This window comes from Candidatus Aenigmatarchaeota archaeon (assembly GCA_016932615.1).
Lineage (GTDB): Archaea > Aenigmatarchaeota > Aenigmatarchaeia > QMZS01 > QMZS01 > JAFGCN01.
Genome location: JAFGCN010000007.1, coordinates 63,266 through 81,838, shown reverse-complemented (window position 1 = coordinate 81,838; position 18,573 = coordinate 63,266). Strand labels below are relative to the sequence as shown.

General features: G+C 47.5%; 23 protein-coding genes and 1 rRNA gene. 20 read left to right on the top strand and 4 right to left on the bottom strand.

Annotated features, from left to right (window positions below; genetic code table 11):
* Positions 1 to 98 precede the first annotated feature (98 nt).
* The 4 genes from JW727_01400 (at position 99) to JW727_01385 (ending at position 2,830) form a co-directional block, all read left to right on the top strand.
* Positions 99 to 524, top strand: a complete 426-nt coding sequence (locus tag JW727_01400; GenBank protein MBN2094679.1) for a hypothetical protein — start codon at positions 99 to 101, stop codon at positions 522 to 524.
* Positions 525 to 574: 50 nt separating this feature from the next.
* Positions 575 to 1,075 carry a hypothetical protein gene (locus tag JW727_01395; protein ID MBN2094678.1) on the top strand — a complete coding sequence of 167 codons (501 nt, stop codon included), beginning with the start codon at positions 575 to 577 and terminating at the stop codon, positions 1,073 to 1,075.
* Between the two features lie 56 nt (positions 1,076 to 1,131).
* A complete protein-coding gene (locus JW727_01390) occupies positions 1,132 to 1,926 on the top strand; it encodes a class I SAM-dependent methyltransferase family protein (GenBank protein ID MBN2094677.1) in 795 nt (264 codons plus the stop codon).
* 85 nt (positions 1,927 to 2,011) lie between these two features.
* On the top strand, positions 2,012 to 2,830 hold the full coding sequence (locus JW727_01385) for a hypothetical protein (GenBank protein MBN2094676.1): 819 nt from the start codon (positions 2,012 to 2,014) through the stop codon (positions 2,828 to 2,830).
* Between the two features lie 38 nt (positions 2,831 to 2,868).
* On the opposite strand, the gene pssA is transcribed toward JW727_01385, so the two are convergent.
* Positions 2,869 to 3,351 carry a CDP-diacylglycerol--serine O-phosphatidyltransferase gene (gene pssA / locus JW727_01380; protein MBN2094675.1) on the bottom strand — a complete coding sequence of 161 codons (483 nt, stop codon included), beginning with the start codon at positions 3,349 to 3,351 and terminating at the stop codon, positions 2,869 to 2,871.
* A 4-nt stretch (positions 3,352 to 3,355) separates the two neighbouring features.
* Between pssA and JW727_01375 the strand changes: the two genes are divergently transcribed.
* From JW727_01375 to JW727_01345, 7 genes are all read left to right on the top strand, one after another.
* The gene (locus JW727_01375) at positions 3,356 to 3,931 is read left to right on the top strand and encodes a hypothetical protein (GenBank protein ID MBN2094674.1); all 576 of its coding nucleotides are present in this window, start codon (positions 3,356 to 3,358) and stop codon (positions 3,929 to 3,931) included.
* Between the two features lie 91 nt (positions 3,932 to 4,022).
* Positions 4,023 to 4,397, top strand: a complete 375-nt coding sequence (locus JW727_01370; protein ID MBN2094673.1) for a hypothetical protein — start codon at positions 4,023 to 4,025, stop codon at positions 4,395 to 4,397.
* A gap of 18 nt (positions 4,398 to 4,415) precedes the next feature.
* On the top strand, positions 4,416 to 4,991 hold the full coding sequence (locus tag JW727_01365; protein ID MBN2094672.1) for a hypothetical protein: 576 nt from the start codon (positions 4,416 to 4,418) through the stop codon (positions 4,989 to 4,991).
* A gap of 48 nt (positions 4,992 to 5,039) precedes the next feature.
* On the top strand, positions 5,040 to 5,390 hold the full coding sequence (locus tag JW727_01360) for a hypothetical protein (protein ID MBN2094671.1): 351 nt from the start codon (positions 5,040 to 5,042) through the stop codon (positions 5,388 to 5,390).
* Positions 5,338 to 5,742 (top strand): 40S ribosomal protein S19, encoded by a 405-nt coding sequence (locus JW727_01355; protein MBN2094670.1) that lies wholly within the window; start codon positions 5,338 to 5,340, stop codon positions 5,740 to 5,742. Before JW727_01360 ends, JW727_01355 begins: the two co-directional genes overlap by 53 nt.
* A gap of 80 nt (positions 5,743 to 5,822) precedes the next feature.
* Positions 5,823 to 6,152, top strand: coding sequence for a hypothetical protein (locus JW727_01350; GenBank protein MBN2094669.1), 330 nt, complete (start codon positions 5,823 to 5,825; stop codon positions 6,150 to 6,152).
* A gap of 190 nt (positions 6,153 to 6,342) precedes the next feature.
* Positions 6,343 to 6,627 carry a rubrerythrin gene (locus JW727_01345; GenBank protein ID MBN2094668.1) on the top strand — a complete coding sequence of 95 codons (285 nt, stop codon included), beginning with the start codon at positions 6,343 to 6,345 and terminating at the stop codon, positions 6,625 to 6,627.
* Positions 6,628 to 6,671: 44 nt separating this feature from the next.
* Here JW727_01345 and JW727_01340 read toward each other — a convergent pair whose 3' ends face one another.
* From JW727_01340 to JW727_01330, 3 genes are all read right to left on the bottom strand, one after another.
* Entirely contained in the window at positions 6,672 to 7,205 is a 534-nt protein-coding gene (locus JW727_01340) for a hypothetical protein (protein ID MBN2094667.1), read from the bottom strand.
* 62 nt (positions 7,206 to 7,267) lie between these two features.
* Positions 7,268 to 7,906, bottom strand: coding sequence for a class I SAM-dependent methyltransferase (locus tag JW727_01335; GenBank protein ID MBN2094666.1), 639 nt, complete (start codon positions 7,904 to 7,906; stop codon positions 7,268 to 7,270).
* A 108-nt stretch (positions 7,907 to 8,014) separates the two neighbouring features.
* Positions 8,015 to 9,469: ribosomal RNA gene (locus JW727_01330) — 16S ribosomal RNA — on the bottom strand.
* Between the two features lie 208 nt (positions 9,470 to 9,677).
* Between JW727_01330 and JW727_01325 the strand changes: the two genes are divergently transcribed.
* The 9 genes from JW727_01325 (at position 9,678) to JW727_01285 (ending at position 18,563) form a co-directional block, all read left to right on the top strand.
* Entirely contained in the window at positions 9,678 to 11,030 is a 1,353-nt protein-coding gene (locus JW727_01325) for a hypothetical protein (protein MBN2094665.1), read from the top strand.
* 34 nt (positions 11,031 to 11,064) lie between these two features.
* Positions 11,065 to 11,505 carry a hypothetical protein gene (locus tag JW727_01320; protein MBN2094664.1) on the top strand — a complete coding sequence of 147 codons (441 nt, stop codon included), beginning with the start codon at positions 11,065 to 11,067 and terminating at the stop codon, positions 11,503 to 11,505.
* Positions 11,506 to 11,508: 3 nt separating this feature from the next.
* Entirely contained in the window at positions 11,509 to 11,943 is a 435-nt protein-coding gene (locus JW727_01315; GenBank protein ID MBN2094663.1) for a hypothetical protein, read from the top strand.
* 36 nt (positions 11,944 to 11,979) lie between these two features.
* Entirely contained in the window at positions 11,980 to 12,525 is a 546-nt protein-coding gene (locus tag JW727_01310; protein MBN2094662.1) for a hypothetical protein, read from the top strand.
* A gap of 53 nt (positions 12,526 to 12,578) precedes the next feature.
* Complete coding sequence (locus tag JW727_01305) at positions 12,579 to 14,969, top strand: hypothetical protein (protein MBN2094661.1); 2,391 nt, start codon at positions 12,579 to 12,581, stop codon at positions 14,967 to 14,969.
* 111 nt (positions 14,970 to 15,080) lie between these two features.
* The gene (locus tag JW727_01300) at positions 15,081 to 15,899 is read left to right on the top strand and encodes a hypothetical protein (protein ID MBN2094660.1); all 819 of its coding nucleotides are present in this window, start codon (positions 15,081 to 15,083) and stop codon (positions 15,897 to 15,899) included.
* Between the two features lies 1 nt (position 15,900).
* Positions 15,901 to 17,340: a hypothetical protein gene (locus JW727_01295; protein ID MBN2094659.1), complete on the top strand. Its 1,440-nt coding sequence runs from the start codon at positions 15,901 to 15,903 to the stop codon at positions 17,338 to 17,340.
* Positions 17,330 to 18,007, top strand: a complete 678-nt coding sequence (locus JW727_01290) for a hypothetical protein (protein ID MBN2094658.1) — start codon at positions 17,330 to 17,332, stop codon at positions 18,005 to 18,007. Before JW727_01295 ends, JW727_01290 begins: the two co-directional genes overlap by 11 nt.
* Entirely contained in the window at positions 17,994 to 18,563 is a 570-nt protein-coding gene (locus tag JW727_01285) for a hypothetical protein (GenBank protein ID MBN2094657.1), read from the top strand. Before JW727_01290 ends, JW727_01285 begins: the two co-directional genes overlap by 14 nt.
* The last annotated feature ends 10 nt before the right edge of the window (positions 18,564 to 18,573 follow it).

Below are 18,573 nucleotides of genomic sequence, written 5' to 3'. Positions count from 1 at the left end.
TTATATATACTTTAATATAAGTATATATGGGCCTTTTAGCTTCAAATAGCAATAACGCTTTTAGGAAGGGTGTTTCACCAGTAGTGGCCACAATTCTTATGGTCATGATAACCGTTGTTCTTATTGCCTTCAGCTATACCTGGCTTCAGGGCACAATGGAGGGTTCCCAGCAAAGGACCAGTGAAGTAATATCCAACACAGAAAAGCTGAACCAGAAGGTCGCAATCACCACGGTTTATCAGGATGGAGGGGCAATTTATTTTGAGCTTAAGGCGCTTACCACGAATTCTTATAGCGTAAACATGACGGGAACAAGCTACTATATAAATGGTGTTCCAAAGGGTCCGGAAGATTGGACGGGGGGCATAAGTGGCGGTGTTTCCTGTATGGACCCTGGCCTGATGCTGGCTCCAGGCGCGAAATGCTATGGTATGCTTGACGAGGACTGTGGAATTGGGGATGTGTTCAAGGTTTCGATCGCATGGGGCGCAGAAGACTCAAAGAGCATATCCAATTGCAGCTAACGATTTTTCTGAGTTATGGGCTGTTTTTATATCAAATAGCTACTTATATTATGGCTTCTTTTGAAAAGAATCTTTTTGTCAGGCCGAAAAGATTTCGTAAAGGTGTTTCGCCGGTTATTGCTACAATCCTCATGGTGATGGTAACTGTCTTTCTGGTCTTTTTTGTCAATGATTACCTGAGGGAATTTATAACGACTGCTCAGGCAGGGACTGACAGGCAGATGGCTAAAAACGAAATGATGAGCCAGAAATTCAGTATTCCAACTGCGTATATTTGCGGCTCCAGGATTTGTTTTGAGGTAAAGGCAATTGGCACAAATGACTATGACCTGCCTATGGAAGGTGCGGGCTACTACTTGTCCAATGTCCCTATGGAGCCAAGAGTTTGGTATGGCCCAGAAATAGACGGCCCCGACTGCGCAGATAATCCCGTTCTTTCGCCGGGAGAAAGCTGCTATGGAAGCCTCAACGCAGACTGCTCTGACGGAAACATATTGAAGATATCCCTTTCCTGGGGCATGGAAAACTATAGGTTCATCTCTGGGTGCTAGCCGTAAGGTTTGCTTTTTCTGGCTTCTTAGTTTTGGTTTTTTTCAGATAAACATTTATGAAACTAAAAGAACTGCTGGCTGGTGTGCTTACTGAAGAGGAGATGAAGTTTGCCCCTTCTGCCTTTGACATGGTCGGCGACATTGCAATAATCTGGATTCCGGATGAGTTAAAAAGCAAGGAAAGGGAAATTGGGGAGAAGCTATTGTCCTTCAAGAACCTAAAGACTGTCCTGAAGCGTGAGAGCGCTGTTGAAGATGAGTTCCGGGTAAGGCGGTACTCTCTTCTTGCGGGGGAGGACAAGAGAGAGACGATATATGTTGAGTATGGAAGCCGCTACAAGGTTGATGTCACTAAGGCCTATTTTTCCCCTCGCCTTGGAAACGAGCGGGAGCGGATTGTGGGACTTGTGCAGGAAGGCGAAAAGGTTCTGGTTATGTTTGCCGGAATCGGCCCATACGCAATCCAGATTGCAAAGCGCGCAAAGCCGGAAATGGTCTATGCCGTCGAAATAAATCCCGAGGCCGTGCGCTACATGGAAGAAAACGTGCGGCTTAACAAGGTCGGGCGGAGGGTACGTTTTTTCTGCGGTGACGTCCGGGAAGTCGTGCCAAAGCTTGAAGAGAGGTTCGACCGCATAATAATGCCTCTTCCAAAGGATGCAGAAACTTTTCTCGATGTGGCAAGGGGCGCTTCCCAAGACGGCGCAGTGATACATCTCTATGTTTTCGCGGAGTCCAGGGAAGATGCATTAAGCAAGGTTAAGGAGGATGTTGAAGTGCTGGATGTTGTCGAGTGCGGCACATACTCTGCCAAAATCTCAAGGTATTGCGTGGATTTTAAATTCAGGTAGCATATATCCAATCCGGACTTGAAGTTTCTCAGAAAAAGCTGCTTTTGGGGAAAATAGTCGCTTAAATACCATTGCTCTTTTAATTATGGCAAAATCGGCACCAAACTCGTCCAGGGGAACAATAATTGCAGCATCAGTTGCATGTCTGGTGATTGGGGCTGTTATTGGATACTTCCTTCATGACTGCGGAGACTTCAGCCGGTGCGACAGCTTTCAGCAGACTTCCTTTGTAGTGGGATGTTACACAGACCTTGCAGTCAAGAATAAGGACACTTCAATCTGTGACCGGATTCCTGGAGACTTTTATACAGAAACCTGCTATGAGGAGGTTTCGAAGGTTTTGATGGAGGAGTCGGTTTGCGAACAATTGACGGATTCTTCCAAAAAGGATGCCTGTTATTTCCGGGTAGGCATTTACAAGAAGAGCGCTGCTTTATGTGAAAAGATCTTCCTGCCTCAGCTCAGGTCTGACTGCCTAAGGGATGTTGGGGCAAGTGGAGAAATTTCGTCCGGTGACGGGGAAACTGTGCAAAACAAAACCAACCAGACCCAAACAACAGGGACTTCTACAAGCGTGGCACCGGGAGAGGAAAATGCAGGGATTGATTTGGCAATACCGTCAGTTTACCAGTGCGGCTCAGGCATATGCTTCCAGATAAAGACCCCGGTTTCGAACAAGCGGGACTTAAACCTCAGCGCAATAAGGTACTCTGTTGCCGGCTCTCCCAAAACTATCGCATACTGGAGCGGAACAGGCACTGCCTGCGCTTCTCTTGAGGCCCTTACTCCGAACAAGAACTGCTTTGCAAGGATAGAAGACACTTACTGCCTGAAGGGAGACCACCTGACAATAAACCTCACCGGGAATTCAAGCATATCGGGTTTGATTAGCGGCTGCAAATAGTTCAGCTTTGATTGTATTTTGAGAACCAGTTTTTTCGGCTAAATTATCCTTTTAATCCTGACCGTCGAAACCATCAGTATAGAAACAATTAGCGAGTATGCGATTACCGCAAGGGGGCTGGTAAGCCCTCCAAAAATCAGGATGGGCACAAAAAGCCCGTTGAAGGTAATCGGAAGGCCGATGAAGGCCTTGCTCTGGTTTGTCACATTGTATCTTGCAAGCCGAAGTTCTCCTGCAATTGCTATAAGAAGCGGGATAAAGAACAGCTCGAAAGGAAGGTAGGCCATGAGGATTACTGCGGGGGCTGCACCAAACGATATCATATCGGAAAGAGAGTCAAGCTGCTTTCCCAGTTCCGTCTTTTTTTCGCCTCTTGCGACCTTTCCGTCAAGAACGTCAGCAACAACGGCCAGGAGAAGCAGGACTGCAGAGGTGTAGAGTTCACCAAAAAAGGCAAACCTTATCGCGAGAACGCCAAGAGAAAGGTTCAAAACTGAAATAATATTTGCAACCTTTCCCATAATTATGGGATTTAGAAATGATAAGCTAAAGGCGATGAAAAAATATTCCCTGGCGCTTGAAGAGGGCAAGGTGGATAGACCCATTATCGAGATGATTAACTACATAAATTCCCTCACTGACTACTATACGACTTCAAGCTGCTCAGGAAGAGTTATTTTCCTTCATGAGTTTGGAAAGAGGAAGGTGGACAATGAGTTTATAGTAAAGGAGCACGAGAAGGTAAACCCTGACGACTTCCTGAATGCAAGCCCGGAGGGCCTTGGCGGCAGGGTGTGGCTTAAGCAGGAGCCCTTCATAATACACATCGCATCAAGGACCCTGACCGAGGCGACAAGGATGCTGGACCTTGGCATAAAGTGTGGGCTGAAACACTCGGGTGTGTTTGTCTTCAAGCCGGAAAGGTACGTCCTTGAGCTTAACGGGACACCCTCCATGGCGGTTCCGGTAATGGAGGGCGGCAGGCCTCTTGTGCCAAAGGAATACCTGGTTTACCTCCTGAAGCTTGCTGACGAGAAGCTCCAGAAAAACAAGGACTTTCGCTTGAAGTTCGAAAAAGGGCTAAAGGAGTCGATTCGCTAAGGTTTCCCTCCAAAGGGTATTGTTTCCAATATATCCTTAACAATAGAAAAGCATATATAGGCATATAACCTACTATATTTAGGTGGTAACTATGGTGGAAGCAGAAAACTTAGTATCGGACGCGAAATCGCTTATTGGCGATGTCGCTAGGGGCTTTAGAAATGAAACCCCCGGAGGCAAGGCAGAATACGCAGCGGCAGCTACAGCCCTTGTCGGGGCTCCTTATTCATTTATGGGGCTTTCCGATGTGGCATTGACCGGAACTTCAACTCTTCCTTACTACGATCCGGTTCTTGCGCTGACAAACATCTGCATGATTTATATACTGTACCGGCACTGGAAAAGGGAGGGGCTTGAGGGCTTTAACATAGCGCCTAAATCCGCAGGCCCAAGGCCATATTCTTCGGACCTAGCAGCCCTTCCAATAGTTCCTGAAGTCGCAGCCCTGTCGGGTGTTCCTGTATGACTTAGGGGTGAGTTGAAGATGTCTCTTGGGTGCTGGGCAGCTAAACGGGGGGTATATGTTCCGAAATATACGGAACTCTGTGATGGGGGAGATAGACCTTCCCTCTGCAGGATGACCTATAAAACCAGTATCTATGAAGCAATCACTGGCTTGAGGGCGGGTGAAATCAAGAATGCAGGAGGAACCTGCTCTGCAAAACACTATCATGGTCTTGAGAGCCATACCGAGGCATTGCAGGTACATCACCCGCTGATAAGAGGGACTGCGGCTGAACTTGCACGGGGAATGGTTTCTAATGGAGGGGGGTGCTGTCTTTGTGAGACCCGTGTGCCCGAACCGTGGAAGATTCTACCCACTAAAGATTCAGTTTCCAGGGAAATTGTGACTGAGATTATGTATTCAAGATTTCCCGAGTACTATGAATTAAGAGGAAAAGGGCTTTCTGCTGAGGAAGCATTAATAAGAATGGGCTATAAGCAAAGGATAGTCAAACCTCTAGAGCCCCTCATAAGCGAACTTAAGGTGCTAGATGCGTCAGTTCGAAAAGCTGTTGATAGAGAGATGAATCAGCAGTTGTTCAGTCCCTGGAGCTAATCTTTACGGAGAACGGGCCATGCTTAATGGCTAGAGATTTACTAAATTATGCTCTCGAAAAAAGAAATCGCGCTTGCCAGGATAAAAACCCTCTTTTGCTTGGCTGAAGAGGAGGCAAAGAGGGGAAACCCTGAGCGTTCCAGGCGGTATATAGGGATTGCAAGGAAAATCTCGATGAAGGTCCAGGAGCCGATTCCAAGGGACCTAAAGCGCAAATTCTGCAAGAAGTGTGACTCCATCCTTATCCCCGGGCTTACGAGCAGCATAAGGTTAACCAGCCAGACCGGGATGATGGCTATAAAATGTTTTAGGTGTAATAATATTAAGCGTTACCCTTATAAGAAATATGGAAGAAATGAACCTGAAACTGGCGGAATTGTCGAAAAAACTGAAGAGTGAGAAGATTGTCGAGATGCCAGAGTGGGCAAGATTCATAAGGACAGGAGTTTCCCGGGAAAGGGTGCCCCAGGATGACGGCTGGTGGTACATAAGGTCTGCCTCCATATTGAGGAAAGTTTACATAAACGGCCCTATCGGGACAGAGCGGCTGGCCAACCACTATGGCGGAAGGAAGAACCGGGGTTCGAGGACAGACAAATTTTTCCGCGGCTCAAGAAAGCTTATAAGGACAATCCTGATACAGCTCGAAAACAGCGGTCTTGTCGAGAAGTCCAAGACAAAGAGGATGGGCAGGATTCTAACCAAGAAGGGCGCAGACATGATTGCAAAAGTTGGCTTGGAAAGGCCCTAATTGAGGTTATCCTTGCTTTGGGTGTAATTTTGAATAAAACTATTTATACTTTTAATTGATATTACAATTAGGTGACAACTATGAAGGGAACAAACTATCAGCTTATGGGCGTTCTTGCGATACTATTTTCTATATTCATTTTGGGCGCAATTGTCGGCACAGAGCCGCTCACTCTTGCAATATTCCTTCTTGTCGGTGGGCTAGCATTCCTTGCAATAACAACTAAGGATAACTTCGCTGTGATGGGCTTTACCGTGCTTATTTTTGCGCTTTTGTTCTATGTGACGTACCCTGTGCAGCCAATCGCCGCGATAACGATAGACAACCCGCAGAACTACTTTTCCACGCTGATTGTGATGGGAATTGTCCTCGTTGGCCTTCTTTTCGCATTCAAGGCGACAGGAAAGTAATTTGAGGTAAATCGGCACAAGCGGTTACCTGGAAGATAGTTCTTTTAAGCTTTGAGGTGCATAAAAGGGAGCCCTTGATTTTTAAGAGTATGCCTCCTTTTACGATTACTTCTGCTTTGGGGTATCATGAAATTATCTGAAACTCTTCTTTTCTTCAGTGTTGCTTAATATTCCTAGTAGAAAATAGGTTATGCTATCGCAAATCCCGATTGATTTGGCAAAGGCGAAGAGAAGTGAAATTGACAAGGAAATCCTCAGGGCAGGCGTTATCGCCGAGCTCGATGCAATAAACCTTTACGAGCAGATGGCGGCAATGGCTGAAGACGCCCTATTGAAGAAGCTTCTCCTGGACATCGCAAAGGAGGAAAAAACGCATGTAGGCGAATTCCAGGCACTTCTTCTCGAGAAAGACAAGGAGCAGGAAAAGGAGCTTGAGGAAGGAAGAAAGGAATTCGAGGAGATAAAGGAGGAGTAATTGCTATTTTGGTTTTTGGTTATTTTTGGCGTTATAGTGCTATCTTATATGGTTCTTACCCAAACTCCTGCATTTGGATTGAGTTTGTAAGAGCCTCCCTCTACGTTAACTGAACCTAGGTCTCCCAGATAGATTCTTGGCCCCTCCAATACTAACGCTTGGGTGTAATCCGGTCTTATGCTAACCTTTTCATTAGCACCTCGTCCAGTAAAGTCGACAGCTGCCCGAGTCCAGTAAGGGGTTTTTGATTCAGGTTTCAAGACCTGGGCATAAGAAACCATTTCCTCATCGGTTTTAGCAGGTCTTGCAAGCATTACGCTGGCTCTCAGTGGGCCTGTGGCGATTCTCCTAAGATCATTGGAGGCATTATATGGGCGATCCAAGGTTACACCATATACTAGAGTGTTGGTTCCATCAATAATTTGGGAACATATCCTTCCATGTTCAGGCCTTCCGGCAGGCCTCTTTTTCCACTGAGGCGCGCCTGCTTCTGGGTTTCCAGCTCTGCTTTTATCTTCACATTTATGTGGCTGGAATCCACGAATATCCTTACGCCCGCCAAGGTATTTTTTCGCCATATTTTTATAACTTTATAGATATATACTTTTTAAAAGGGCTGGCGGTTACATATGTAATGCGCTTACTCCTTTGGTTTTCTTCCAAAAAGGCAGTACTTTCTCCTTTCCAGGTCTTTGCAGGCCTCAAGTATTTCAAAGCCCTTAAAGTCCTGCCTTAAAAGCGCCTTTGTGTAGATTAAGTGGGGAATTCCCTTTTCGTGGCCGTCCAGCGGAATGTAGGTGTTAGGCGCCACGGTCTTGAACTTTCCAGGCAGGCCCGCCCTTGGAGATAGCCGGCGCCGTGAGGCAACTGTCACGAAGATAAGCCCTCCGGGACTGAGGACCCTCTTCATTTCAGAGATGCAGCCCTGCACCTTTTTGCGGTAGTTGTGGTTTATCGTTTGCGTTGAAACCACTGCATCAAAGAATCCGTCCCTGTAGGGGAAGGGTTTGTAGCAATCCCAATTTTTGAGCTTTGCCTTTAAGCCAAGCGCCTTTAGCTTCTTTCTGGTAAGCGCCAGACCTTCTTTAGCATTATCCAGCCCGTACACCTCAAAGCCTTTCTTTGCCAGCAGGATGGTGTGCCTTCCTGAGCCACACCCAAGGTCCAGGACTTTTCTGGCATTCATTTTCTTCAGAATTTCAATAACGTTCTTCATTTCCGGAATTGGGTCGTTCAAGATGTCTTTTTGGGTTTTGAATATTGAATTCCAGGTTGGCATAATATACTTCCAGCGGCAGATACTTACGAGTAAGCCAATTAGTCTAGAAAGCTATGGAACAGGAGTTTAAGCTGTGCACACTTGTTGTGTGACCACATTGTACTTAAATTGAGGTGATCCAGCCGCACGTTCCCGTACGGCTACCTTGTTACAACTTAGCCCTCCTTACAAAGCCTAAGATTGAGATTCCGAATGACCAGAAAATCTCTCTCGAGACCCTATTCAGATGGCTTGATGGGCAGTGTGTGCAAGGAGCAGGGATACATTCGTCGAACGATGATGACGTTCGATTACTAGGGATTCCGCCGTCATGAGGGTGAGTTTCAACCCTCAATCTGAACCTGGGTTGGGTTTAGGGATTGGCTTCACCTTACGGTGTTGCAACTCACTGTCCCAACCAATGTTGCGCGCGTGTAGCCCAAGAGATTCGGGCTATACTGACTTGCCGTTGCCTACTCCTTCCTCCAGCTTGCGCTGGCGGTCCTGTTAGAGTACCCCTTCCGGTGGTAACTAACAGCGTAGATCTCGCTCGTTGCCAGACTTAACTGGACACCTCACGGCACGAGCTGACGACAGCCATGCAACTCCTCTCAGCTTGTCGGGTAAGCCCTTTGGGCTGACCGTCATCCTGCTGTCTCCCTTGGTAAGATTCTCGGTGTTGAGTCCAATTAAACCGCACGCCGCACCCCTTATGTGCTCCCCCGCCAATTCCTTTAAGTTTCACTCTTGCGAGCGTACTCCCCAGGTGGCCCGCTTATCGATTTCTCTACGGCACGAGCCGGTCCCTACAAACCAACTCACGCCAAGCGGGCATCGTTTACAGCGTGGACTACCGGGGTATCTAATCCCGATCGCTCCCCACGCTTTCATCCCTCACCGTCGAAGCCATTCTAGTCTGGTGCCTTCGCCATCGGTGGTCCCTTTGGGATCAACAGATTTCACCCTTACCCCAAAAGTACCCCAGACCTCTCCTGGTTCCTAGTCCAATAGTATCTCTAACGGCCTCCCAGTTAATAGGAGATTTAATCAGAGACTGATTTGGACCGGCTACGGATGCTTTAAACCCAATAATAGCGGTCACCACTTGTGGCGCGGGTATTACCGCGGCGGCTGCCACCCGTCTTACCCACCACTTATTCGCCAACGGCTTTGGTGTTGGCAAAAGCTTAACATTGCTGCTAAGCACTTAGATTCCCCCTGTCGCACTTGCGTACATTGCAAAGGTTACGCGCCTGCTGCGCCCCGTAGGGCCTGGATTCATGTCTCAGAATCCATCTCCCGGCTCTAGCTCTCACCACCGGTACTGATTATCGGCTTGTTGGGCCATTACCCCAAAACAACAACCTAATCAGTCATAGCCCCATCCTTAGTTCAAATTGGCTCTTTCCAGAACCCCAATCCTATCTCCCTTTATCCCCAGTTTCCCGGGATTATGAAAGGCCTAAGGGCAGGTTAGCTATGTGTTACTGAGCAGTCCGCACTACAACCCCCGAAAGGACCATAGTACTCGCATGGCTTAGTCGGATTCTAATAGCAGTGACCTCTGGCAGGATCAACCAGAATTCTGCGGGGTTTAATCGCTCCTCGTTTTGCTCCTCCTGTTCCATAGCTGATTTTACTCTAGCTACTTCATTGCTTGAGTTAGGTTACTCAAGCTCTCATTAAATTATAGGGCATTCAAAAATTAATAAGGCATTATTACCTTTTTCCGGGAAGTTGCCGGAAAAATGCGCCAGATTGCCAAATATATATCGTTTGCCTATAATTATTAATGGAGTTTAGGGCTTACCTTATACTTTTGCTGGCGGTTTCTTTCATCCTGATAGTCCCTTGCATTGCTGAGGATAGTGAAAGCTGGGTAAAGGTGGATCCTCTAAAGAGCACCTCTTTCAAGGTTACTCTGGCAAATCCGTCCGATTCTCCGGTTGTTTACTCGCTTTTCGTAAAGGGCTGGTTTGTATGGGTATTTATAACCGATTCCCAGGTTGTCCTTGAGCCGGGCGAAATGAGGGAGGTTAGCATTGTGGCTGCCCCCGACCTTAGTGTGGCGCCTGACATATATGCCCTCGATATCATGGCAACTTCCCGGCTGGACAACTTGAGCCGCCATATTCTTTTGGAAGTGACTAAGCTTAATGTCCCGGAAGAGCCGAAAAGCGAGCTTCTGGGGGCAAAGTTTGACCAGAATGGCTTTAAGCTGGACGTTTACACCACAGAGGGGCTTGCCCTTGAAGCGGTTCTTTCCCTGAATAACACCCCAATTGAAGAGTTTACTGAACTTATTGGCCCGGGAAGGGATTCCTTTAGCAACCTTCCGGATTTTGAGGGGCTGGGGACAGGAACCTACTCGATGAGCTATGCTGTCCGCAAGGATGAAACTGCACTTTTTTCTGGCCAGGAATCATACTACTGGCAATATGGCTCGAAGCTTCAGGTCTACGAGGAAACCAAAGATTCCCTGCTCGCATCTGTTACAACCGTGACACTGGTCAACAACGGAAGGGGCACTGAAACCAAAATTTACGAGCTGGAGACAGAAAGCTACCTTGAGCCGCTTATAAGCTCTTCAGAGCCGTTTACAAAGGTGCGGGAGGGCGGAGTTACAAAATATATCTGGGAACTTTCCGTCTCAGGAGGGCAGACCAGGACATTTACCCACCAGTACAATTACCACCTCATCTTTATCGGCTTTTTCGTGGCTATCTGCCTAGTTGTGCTGCTTGCCATGATACTCAGGACTGAAGTGGAGGTCAAAAAAAGCGTCATGGGAAAAATCGTACACATAAAAAGTGACACTGAGATAAGAATCTGCCTTGAGGTTACAAACCGTTCCTGGCGCGAAATCCGGGACCTTACCATTGAGGACTTCGTCCAGCCGATTTTCAGGATAAAGCGCCGCTTTTCGGGAGTCGAGCCGGTGGGTTTTTACAGGAAAGGCGACGATATCAAGATTGTCTGGAAGATTCCAAGCATCCAGCCGAGGGAAGCCAGAGTATTTACCTACACGATAGTTCCAAAAGTCGGGCTTGGCGGCACTTACCAGTTTAACATTGCTAAAGTGACTTATCACGCAGGCGGCGTCAGGAAGGCGGTTTACTCGAACCAGGCCATTGCAGGCAAATGATGTCTAAACTAATTTTAAAAAAGGCCTTTAGATTATGAAAGGCGAATTGGCGCTGGACATGGTTGTCAAATTTCTGATAATACTTGTTGTTGCGGCAATCGTAATAGGGCTTTTCATGAGGTTTTCTGGCGACTCGAAAAACGCGGTAAAAGACCTTTTTGGACCCGACAAGAAAAAGCTGCAGACAGACTTTCCAAAAACATATGAGCAAAGCACTTTTTCTCCAGGAGGCATCGCCCAGTATATAGAAAGCTGCTATGATGCCCTGACAGAGGTAGAAGAGGTTGAGCAAAAGGATACTGTTTGCTATGTCCTTCTGGCAGATTCCGATTTTTCCGGCTTTACAAGTGTCGATGCGATAAGGAGTGCAGTTTCGGCAAAGATTAGGCAAGACTTGCACTTCAAAACAGACCTGACGCAAACACACCTTAAGATAGAGTTCAAGGAATTGGGGGATGAAATAATTGTAAGCTAAACTATGAAGTGTGAACTTACCCGGGAAACGGTGATTCTTTTTTTAGTTCTTGTTGCTGTTGCAGGTATAGTGAATGCATATTTCATAGTAGGGCATAACGACCTCAAGGGCCGCATTCAGAATCTTTTAAACCCTTCTGGCAGAGTCCAGGAATTTCCAAAAATTATTCAGGAGAAATCTTTTTCGAGCGGGGATATTGCAGGGTATGTTGAAAACTGCTATGATGCTATTTTGAAGGTTCCGGAAAGCCAGCGGGAGGATACAGTTTGCTACCTTCTGACATCTGGCTCTGAAATAGGACTTTCTGCAAGCCCTCTTGAGATAAGGCAGCTCTTGCGGATTGAGCTCCAAGAGAAGGTCTACCTTCCTTCCAACCTGTCAAGAGACCACCTAAGGATAGAGTATCTCAACACCGGAAGGCAGGTTTTTGTTAGCTGACAGATAATCTAGAGACTAATAAAATGCTGTTAAGTTATGGTGGAGCTTGCATTTAAAACAATAGCTGAGCTTATCGTTGCCCTGTTTGCCGTTGCTTTCTTTTTGCTGATAATAGAGGGCATGCTCCCGGGCGCAACCGGAAACACTTTTTGCGGCATAGGCAATGCAATTTCAGCCCTTCCAATTCCTCACCACCTGAAGCCATCACTTGACCAGTGCGGACTTAAGCACACTTCGGCAAGGCAGGAACTCCAGTACCCTCTTGACGATGCCACGCTCCTGCAGTATGCAGAGGAGTGCTGGGAAAATAATGACGAGGGGATGGGCGGAATGACTTACACCTGCTATGAGCTTTTTGTCTGGGAGGTAAGCGGAACTATAACGGAAGAAACGTTTACTTCACTTCTCGAGGAAAGGGGGCTTTGCGATACAATCCCAAACAATTTCTTGGATGTGGAGAAGTCGGGAACGGACTGTGGAGCTTCAAATCGCCTCCTGTGGAAGATTGGCGACATTTCCGGTGAAGAGGTAACAATAATTGTCAAGTACAATGCATTTGACCATCGCCTGGAGATTATTTAGGTCCGGCTTAAGGTCTTGCTAGTACTTATATTTGGATATTGGTTCGATATATTATGGAGCTTGAGTCTGTTGCTTTGATGCTCATAGTCCTTGTTTCTATTGCGGTTTCAATCGGATTTCTTACTTCTGTTGGCTCCGAAGCAATCGGATCCCCTATCGAAAAGTTTGCTTCTGTTTTTAGGGAGGCAGCTGGCTCGATAGCATTCGGGAAAAGCTATGATATTTGCCAGGAATACAATGGTAAACTGGTAGCGCAAAAGGATATGGAAGCGATTCTTCAGGCAATGTATGACGGAAAATGCTCATCAAACCAGACAAGTGTCCAGACCAGCTTTTCGCTTACCAAAGAGGATATAGCTGTCCTTATGAAGAGCATGGAGCTTGGGCGAAATGCCAGCCAGATATTCTACCGGCGTGACCTTGAGCCGATTGGAATTGGGGCAGTAATAATCCGGGGCAATCCGGGAAATTACCCGATAAAAATGTGGGACAAGCTTGAGCTTAAGTTTGAGGGAGCGCCGCAGGGTGATATTATAATTACGGTTACTGAAGAAGGATGCGACCCTTATGATGACAATTGTGAAGTTATGTGCTCTTATATGGAGGGGGTATGCGACCCCCTTTGCTACCAGGAGGGCACCGGTGATGGCACACCCTGTGACATCGACTGCGTTGACTCGGATGGGAATGGAAATATATCGGGCGTCGACATGGACGGAATCTGTGACCTTGACTGCTACAATAACTTTTTTGACCCGCAGAGGGCATACGACCCGGACTGCGCCTGGCAGAACGTGAATTCGCCTGACGGGATTTGTGACCCGGACAGCATGGGTGTTGTGGACGGAGTCTGTGATCCGGACTGCGCGGAGAACCTGACTATGTGCGACCCTGACTGCGATGGCGTCGAGTCTGATGGAAACCCCGGCGGCCTTTTGTCGAGTGCCTGCTATGTCTGCGACAAGACGTGCAACGGATTTTGCTCTATGAGTTGTGAGAGGGAAGACAATGACTCCGACTGCCCCAAGGGCTTTCAGGGCTTCAATAACCTTACGGAATGCTGCGGCAATGGAAAGTGTTCTGTGGAAGCGATGGAGGACTGCAAAACCTGCAGCAAGGATTGCCCTGCACAAGGAGTGACCTGCGAAAACTTAGGGATGGTATGCTGCCCTTCATATGCCTCACTTGGAAATTCCTATGGATGCTCTACGGAAATGGGGCTGAAGGAGGGAGAAAAGTGCGCCTGCTCCAGCCAGTGTGATAATTCCTCAGGTCTTTCCTGTACGGGAGGCCACTGCTGTCCATTGGGCTACATGTGGAGCGAGGATGAGGGAGAATGTGTTGACAGAGCGGACGTCCTGATTGTCGCAATCAAGGCCAATATGGGGGTTTATTCTGAAGGGGACATAAGCCGGCTTGAGGACAAGATTGAGGACTTCCGGTCCGCCCTTTCTTCAGATGGCCTCGGCTCAATGTTTTTATACCTTGACAGCGATGAAGTTGAAGATATCTGCGGAAAGAAAGTCACTAGCCCCAAGGACTGGAGAAACATCCGGGCGACGACGGTTCCCCTGATAAAGCAGCTTGATTCGAAGTACCTGATAATTATTGGAGGCCATGCAAGGTTCCCTCAGACTTCAGTTGCCTCGACCGGCTCTGACGCCCCATATGGTGACATAAGCGACAATGGGGATGGCGGAAAGTACTTGATGGATATTTCTGTTGGAAGGTTCCCTGATCCAGCGAAGGGAGATATGGACGTAATCCTGAATGCCCTTGATACTGCAATAGGGCTTCACAAGTCTGGCGGCGTATCCTTATCCAATAAGGTTTCGCCGATTATGGGTTGTGGTGGTCTCGACAATCGACAATGGAACTCCGGCAAGTGTTTTTGCTCGGCCGTTTATGGCTCCTCATGCCAGGCCTGCAGCGGATGCTGTGGAAATCTTGGCCCATCAAGCACAAGCAACAAGGGCTTTGTCATGATTCTTGCACATGGTCCTGGCCCGGCGAGAGAGGATCTTTATTATGGAGGGGGCTTTAATGTAGGCCCAAGCTTTGTCAATGGCATAAGTGTCAAGAATACAGTCTGGATGACTATGGCCTGTGGCGGGGCGCACCTTGCGCTGAAGCAAACAACTTCAGACTCGATTGCAATGACTTTCCTTAAGAATGGAGGCGCGGTTTTTTTCGGAAGCACAGATAACAATCTGGGCTCCCTCGGAAGTTGCTATGTCTTGGGTGGAGACAATTCCATTGGCTCTTTGTATGTTGAGATTGCATTACGCTTTAAGGAGGGCGTCCGGATTGGGGATGCCTACAGGGAAGGCAAAAACGCATATTTCCCAAAGTATAACTGTCCTTATGGCCAGATGTACCACTACCACATCAACTGCCTGCTTGGAGACCCAACGCTGAAGATAAAGAAGGGGTTTAGCGCATAATCTGGCGGCTTCTGTTTTTGGCACTTGCGCTATAGATAGTGCTTGCTTGGAGCACGAGCTACCATATACTTCTGCAGTGTCAGATATAATATATATTCCTTGGTCTCTATTATGGGTACTTTGATAAATCAATACGAAGATTATCCTTCAATGCCAACTCCAGAGGCATCTAGTCAAGCCCAAAGCGGCTCGAAAGATTATACCAAGGTCATCTATGTAGTCATTGGCCTTGTGGTGCTGGTCATGATTTATTTCATATTTTTCTCGGGCGGGTCTGATTCTCCTGAAAGCCATGAGGGTGATGGGATTTGCCAGAAAGAATATGGGGAAAACTGCGTTACTTCTGAGGACTGTAAATGCACAGGCAGCAAGATATGCTCTGAGGCGCAAAAGCTTTGCGTGGACGAATCCACTCAGACCCAGGAACCTGTGAAGAACGATACCGTTGTCCAGACCAATGCCACAGAGACCAAGAAGGCAGCCGTAAACGGAATCTGTGAGAAATCCTTTGGCGAAAACTGCGTAAATACTCCGGGGGACTGCACCTGCAGCGAAGGAGCTTACTGCTCTGATGTGGAAAAGGACTGCGTGATCTCTGTTTGCGGAAACGGCAAGTGTGAGCTTTATGAGGGGCCTGACAACTGCTGCCTTGACTGTGAGTGCTTCATGCCTGGTGAGGTATGCGATGAGGAAAGCCACGCATGTGAGTATGCGGAAATGGCTTTGTCGGATGAGCGGGCAATTGAGCTTGCAAGCCAGTATATAGTCGACCAGGGCATTGACATTGAAGCAACCGAAGTGGAGGGGGTAAAATCTTCGTACGGAAAGCTGATTAAGCTTGTTAAGGTCACAGTTGTTGGAGATGGGGTTGCCCGGCACGTTGGCGTTGCTGAAGACGAAAGCGTGACTGAGATAGTCCTTATTGGCTAAGATGAAGGGCGCACTGGACACGCTTACGGATTATATGTACCTTATAATAGCGCTTGTAATTGGGGCGATTATGTTTTATTTCATCGCAAGGTATTCCGGGGTTTTTGACACGAGTGCGGATGATGTTTTGTTTGGAGACACAAGCCATGTCTCAAAACGGCTTGCTGAAGAGATAGAGCTTTGCTGGGAAAACCATCGCGGCGGGCTTGACCCTTCCTCAGACATTTGCGCAGAAATAATCGTCAATGCGACAGGGAATTTCACCGAAAGGACTGTTACTCAGCAGCTTGATTGCAAGCAGATTCCGAATAATATCTGCTCCACAGGCAACTGCAGCTTTTGCACATCAGAATCGTATGATGACCAGGACAAGCTCAAGTGGTCTGTAGGCGCGAAGGATGCGCTTGTGGAAATCTCCTACGTTGCAGATGGAAGGTATATATCGGTAAGGGACCTTAATGTATTCTCTTCAGATAACGGCAATACCGGAGGAAATACCTCCAGTGCCGGAAATGTGACCGCCCTCATATCTCTTCCCGTGAATGGGACGCAATATGGAATGGACGAAACGATTACGTTTAAGGCGTGGATTTCTGGCGGAAAAGCACCTTACAATTATGGCTGGGAACTGGACGGAAAGCACCTGGGAAACAAATCGGTCATTGAGGTATCCAGCATGGACCTGGGAATTCACACAGCAACTTTGAAGGTAGATGATGCTTTCGGCAGGTCTTCTGAGGCAAGGGTGGAGTTCAGGGTTGCAGATTCTGCAGGCAATGAAACCGTTGGGGAATATTGCATCCCCCTTATTCATACAGGTCCTTCATCAAGCAACCTGAATGTGGTTTTTGTCGGGCATGGCTATGTAGACCTGTCTAAATTCAGAAGCGATGTCCAAAACCACACTGAGTCCCTGCTCTCATATTCCCCGTTTAAGGAAAATGTGAATAAGATAAATGTCTATATGGTCAATCTTTCCGGGGACCTGGGGTGCTACTATAATTGCGCCGGCATTGCACGGCTCATCTGCTGTGACGTTCCAAAAACAAAGACTTTTGCCATGAGGTGTCCGTCTGACCAGATTATTGTTCTCTTTGACAGCGAGACCTATGGTGGGGGAGGATATATTACGGAAGGAATTTCTGTGGTCGCGAGAAGCGAGACAAAAGCAGCAGTGCATGAGTTTGGGCACGCTTTTGGAAAGCTTTATGACGAGTACTCCTATGGGCAGCCGACAAGCATGCCTGAAGAGGCGCCCAACTGCGACGAGAGCCCTTCCTGCACTGACTGGGAGGGGCAGGGCATGGATTGCATCAGGGAATGTTCCTATACGAACTGGTACCGGCCAAGCGACTCCTGCATAATGAAGGACCTAGGGTATGGCTTTTGTTCGGTTTGCCTGGCTCAGATAGAGAGCCAGCTAGATTACTATGGAAATTGAGTTTAAGGTTATGGGGTCGTGGATATTTGGGGCTTTATTTGCTTTTTTGGTGTGTTTTGCCCCTGTACAGGGGGCTTTTGGGACGATTTATGTCGTGGATATTCACTACAGCCAGGGCGAGCTGGATTATTCAGCGGTTAAGCTTGGCAGAGGGTATTTCCCGGAACGGCTTATTCAGCCGGAGTCGGGGCACACCTGTGAAGTCATCTCCTGCTCGGGGGAAGTGCTTTATTCCTTCAGGTATGGCACTAATCAGATCATATTCCCGCCTCCGCCAAGGGAAGGCGAAGACCCGGGAAGCCCTTATTTCGTCGAAAGCTTCAACAAGACCCTTATTGTGCCCTATTTTAGGGACGCTTCCATGATAAAAATTTATGATGAGCAGAATAGTACTCTGGCGAATCTTGACGTTTCAATGTACTCTCCTGCCTGCATAGTTTCTGAAAACCCCGGGTCATCTTTAGAGATCGGTCCAGAGAGTGGTGAAGACGCTCCAGACATAGAGAATGGCGAAACACAGGAAACCAATTATTGGGTGATTGGAATAATCTTCCTAGTAATAATCCTGGCTATTTTACTAATGTGGCGATTAAAGCGCAGAAAGGATTCTGCTCCTTCTGCAGAGAGTTTTTCCGGACCGAGCCCACCCGAGTATGGTGGCTACTAGCATCATGAAAGGCATTGCCAAAGGAATGGCTTCGTGGATATGGGTTGTTGGGAGCGTCTTGTTCGGGCTGATGATTTTTTTTGCAGGATATGTTCTCATAAGCGGCCAGATTCAGAGTGTTTCCGACCGGCTCATTCTTGATGAGGTCACTAACCTACAGAATAGCCTCCGGTCTATGTGTGTTAGTAAAGGAACTGGCGCTTATGAGATATACGATATCTCCCTTCCAGAAAATATCAAGGCGGTTTATGTCGCAAAGGCGGATATGATTCCTGCTCCAGACAAAGTTTCTGTTATGATTTCGGAAAATAAGTCCGCGATTGGAAACTTTTTTTGCTACCAACTTGCTTATACAGATACAAACCTTCCAAAGAAATGTTGGGAATCGCGGTGCGACCTTAACTTTACGTATATAGGGACACCCTCGATGAAGACTACTCTTTCCAGCAGGATTGCCCGCATAATGGGAAGCAATCCCACATATAATTATCGTCTTTCGATAAACAAGACCGGTGAGCATTCAGTGCTTGTTACAGCAGAAACACTAATAAAGTGATAGCTGAGAA

Excerpts from the sequence above, each read along its gene's own strand:
- JW727_01335 (MBN2094666.1), bottom strand. The coding sequence starts at position 7,906 with ATGCCAACCTGGAATTCAATATTCAAAACCCAAAAAGACATCTTGAAC.
- JW727_01305 (MBN2094661.1), top strand. The coding sequence starts at position 12,579 with ATGGAGCTTGAGTCTGTTGCTTTGATGCTCATAGTCCTTGTTTCTATT.
- JW727_01370 (MBN2094673.1), top strand. The coding sequence starts at position 4,023 with ATGGTGGAAGCAGAAAACTTAGTATCGGACGCGAAATCGCTTATTGGC.
- JW727_01390 (MBN2094677.1), top strand. The coding sequence starts at position 1,132 with ATGAAACTAAAAGAACTGCTGGCTGGTGTGCTTACTGAAGAGGAGATG.
- JW727_01400 (MBN2094679.1), top strand. The coding sequence starts at position 99 with ATGGTCATGATAACCGTTGTTCTTATTGCCTTCAGCTATACCTGGCTT.
- JW727_01285 (MBN2094657.1), top strand. The coding sequence starts at position 17,994 with ATGGTGGCTACTAGCATCATGAAAGGCATTGCCAAAGGAATGGCTTCG.
- pssA (MBN2094675.1), bottom strand. The coding sequence starts at position 3,351 with ATGGGAAAGGTTGCAAATATTATTTCAGTTTTGAACCTTTCTCTTGGC.
- JW727_01300 (MBN2094660.1), top strand. The coding sequence starts at position 15,081 with ATGGGTACTTTGATAAATCAATACGAAGATTATCCTTCAATGCCAACT.
- JW727_01345 (MBN2094668.1), top strand. The coding sequence starts at position 6,343 with ATGCTATCGCAAATCCCGATTGATTTGGCAAAGGCGAAGAGAAGTGAA.
- JW727_01310 (MBN2094662.1), top strand. The coding sequence starts at position 11,980 with ATGGTGGAGCTTGCATTTAAAACAATAGCTGAGCTTATCGTTGCCCTG.
- JW727_01295 (MBN2094659.1), top strand. The coding sequence starts at position 15,901 with ATGAAGGGCGCACTGGACACGCTTACGGATTATATGTACCTTATAATA.
- JW727_01350 (MBN2094669.1), top strand. The coding sequence starts at position 5,823 with ATGAAGGGAACAAACTATCAGCTTATGGGCGTTCTTGCGATACTATTT.
- JW727_01315 (MBN2094663.1), top strand. The coding sequence starts at position 11,509 with ATGAAGTGTGAACTTACCCGGGAAACGGTGATTCTTTTTTTAGTTCTT.
- JW727_01360 (MBN2094671.1), top strand. The coding sequence starts at position 5,040 with ATGCTCTCGAAAAAAGAAATCGCGCTTGCCAGGATAAAAACCCTCTTT.
- JW727_01340 (MBN2094667.1), bottom strand. The coding sequence starts at position 7,205 with ATGGCGAAAAAATACCTTGGCGGGCGTAAGGATATTCGTGGATTCCAG.
- JW727_01290 (MBN2094658.1), top strand. The coding sequence starts at position 17,330 with ATGGAAATTGAGTTTAAGGTTATGGGGTCGTGGATATTTGGGGCTTTA.
- JW727_01365 (MBN2094672.1), top strand. The coding sequence starts at position 4,416 with ATGTCTCTTGGGTGCTGGGCAGCTAAACGGGGGGTATATGTTCCGAAA.
- JW727_01355 (MBN2094670.1), top strand. The coding sequence starts at position 5,338 with ATGGAAGAAATGAACCTGAAACTGGCGGAATTGTCGAAAAAACTGAAG.
- JW727_01320 (MBN2094664.1), top strand. The coding sequence starts at position 11,065 with ATGAAAGGCGAATTGGCGCTGGACATGGTTGTCAAATTTCTGATAATA.
- JW727_01325 (MBN2094665.1), top strand. The coding sequence starts at position 9,678 with ATGGAGTTTAGGGCTTACCTTATACTTTTGCTGGCGGTTTCTTTCATC.
- JW727_01385 (MBN2094676.1), top strand. The coding sequence starts at position 2,012 with ATGGCAAAATCGGCACCAAACTCGTCCAGGGGAACAATAATTGCAGCA.
- JW727_01375 (MBN2094674.1), top strand. The coding sequence starts at position 3,356 with ATGGGATTTAGAAATGATAAGCTAAAGGCGATGAAAAAATATTCCCTG.
- JW727_01395 (MBN2094678.1), top strand. The coding sequence starts at position 575 with ATGGCTTCTTTTGAAAAGAATCTTTTTGTCAGGCCGAAAAGATTTCGT.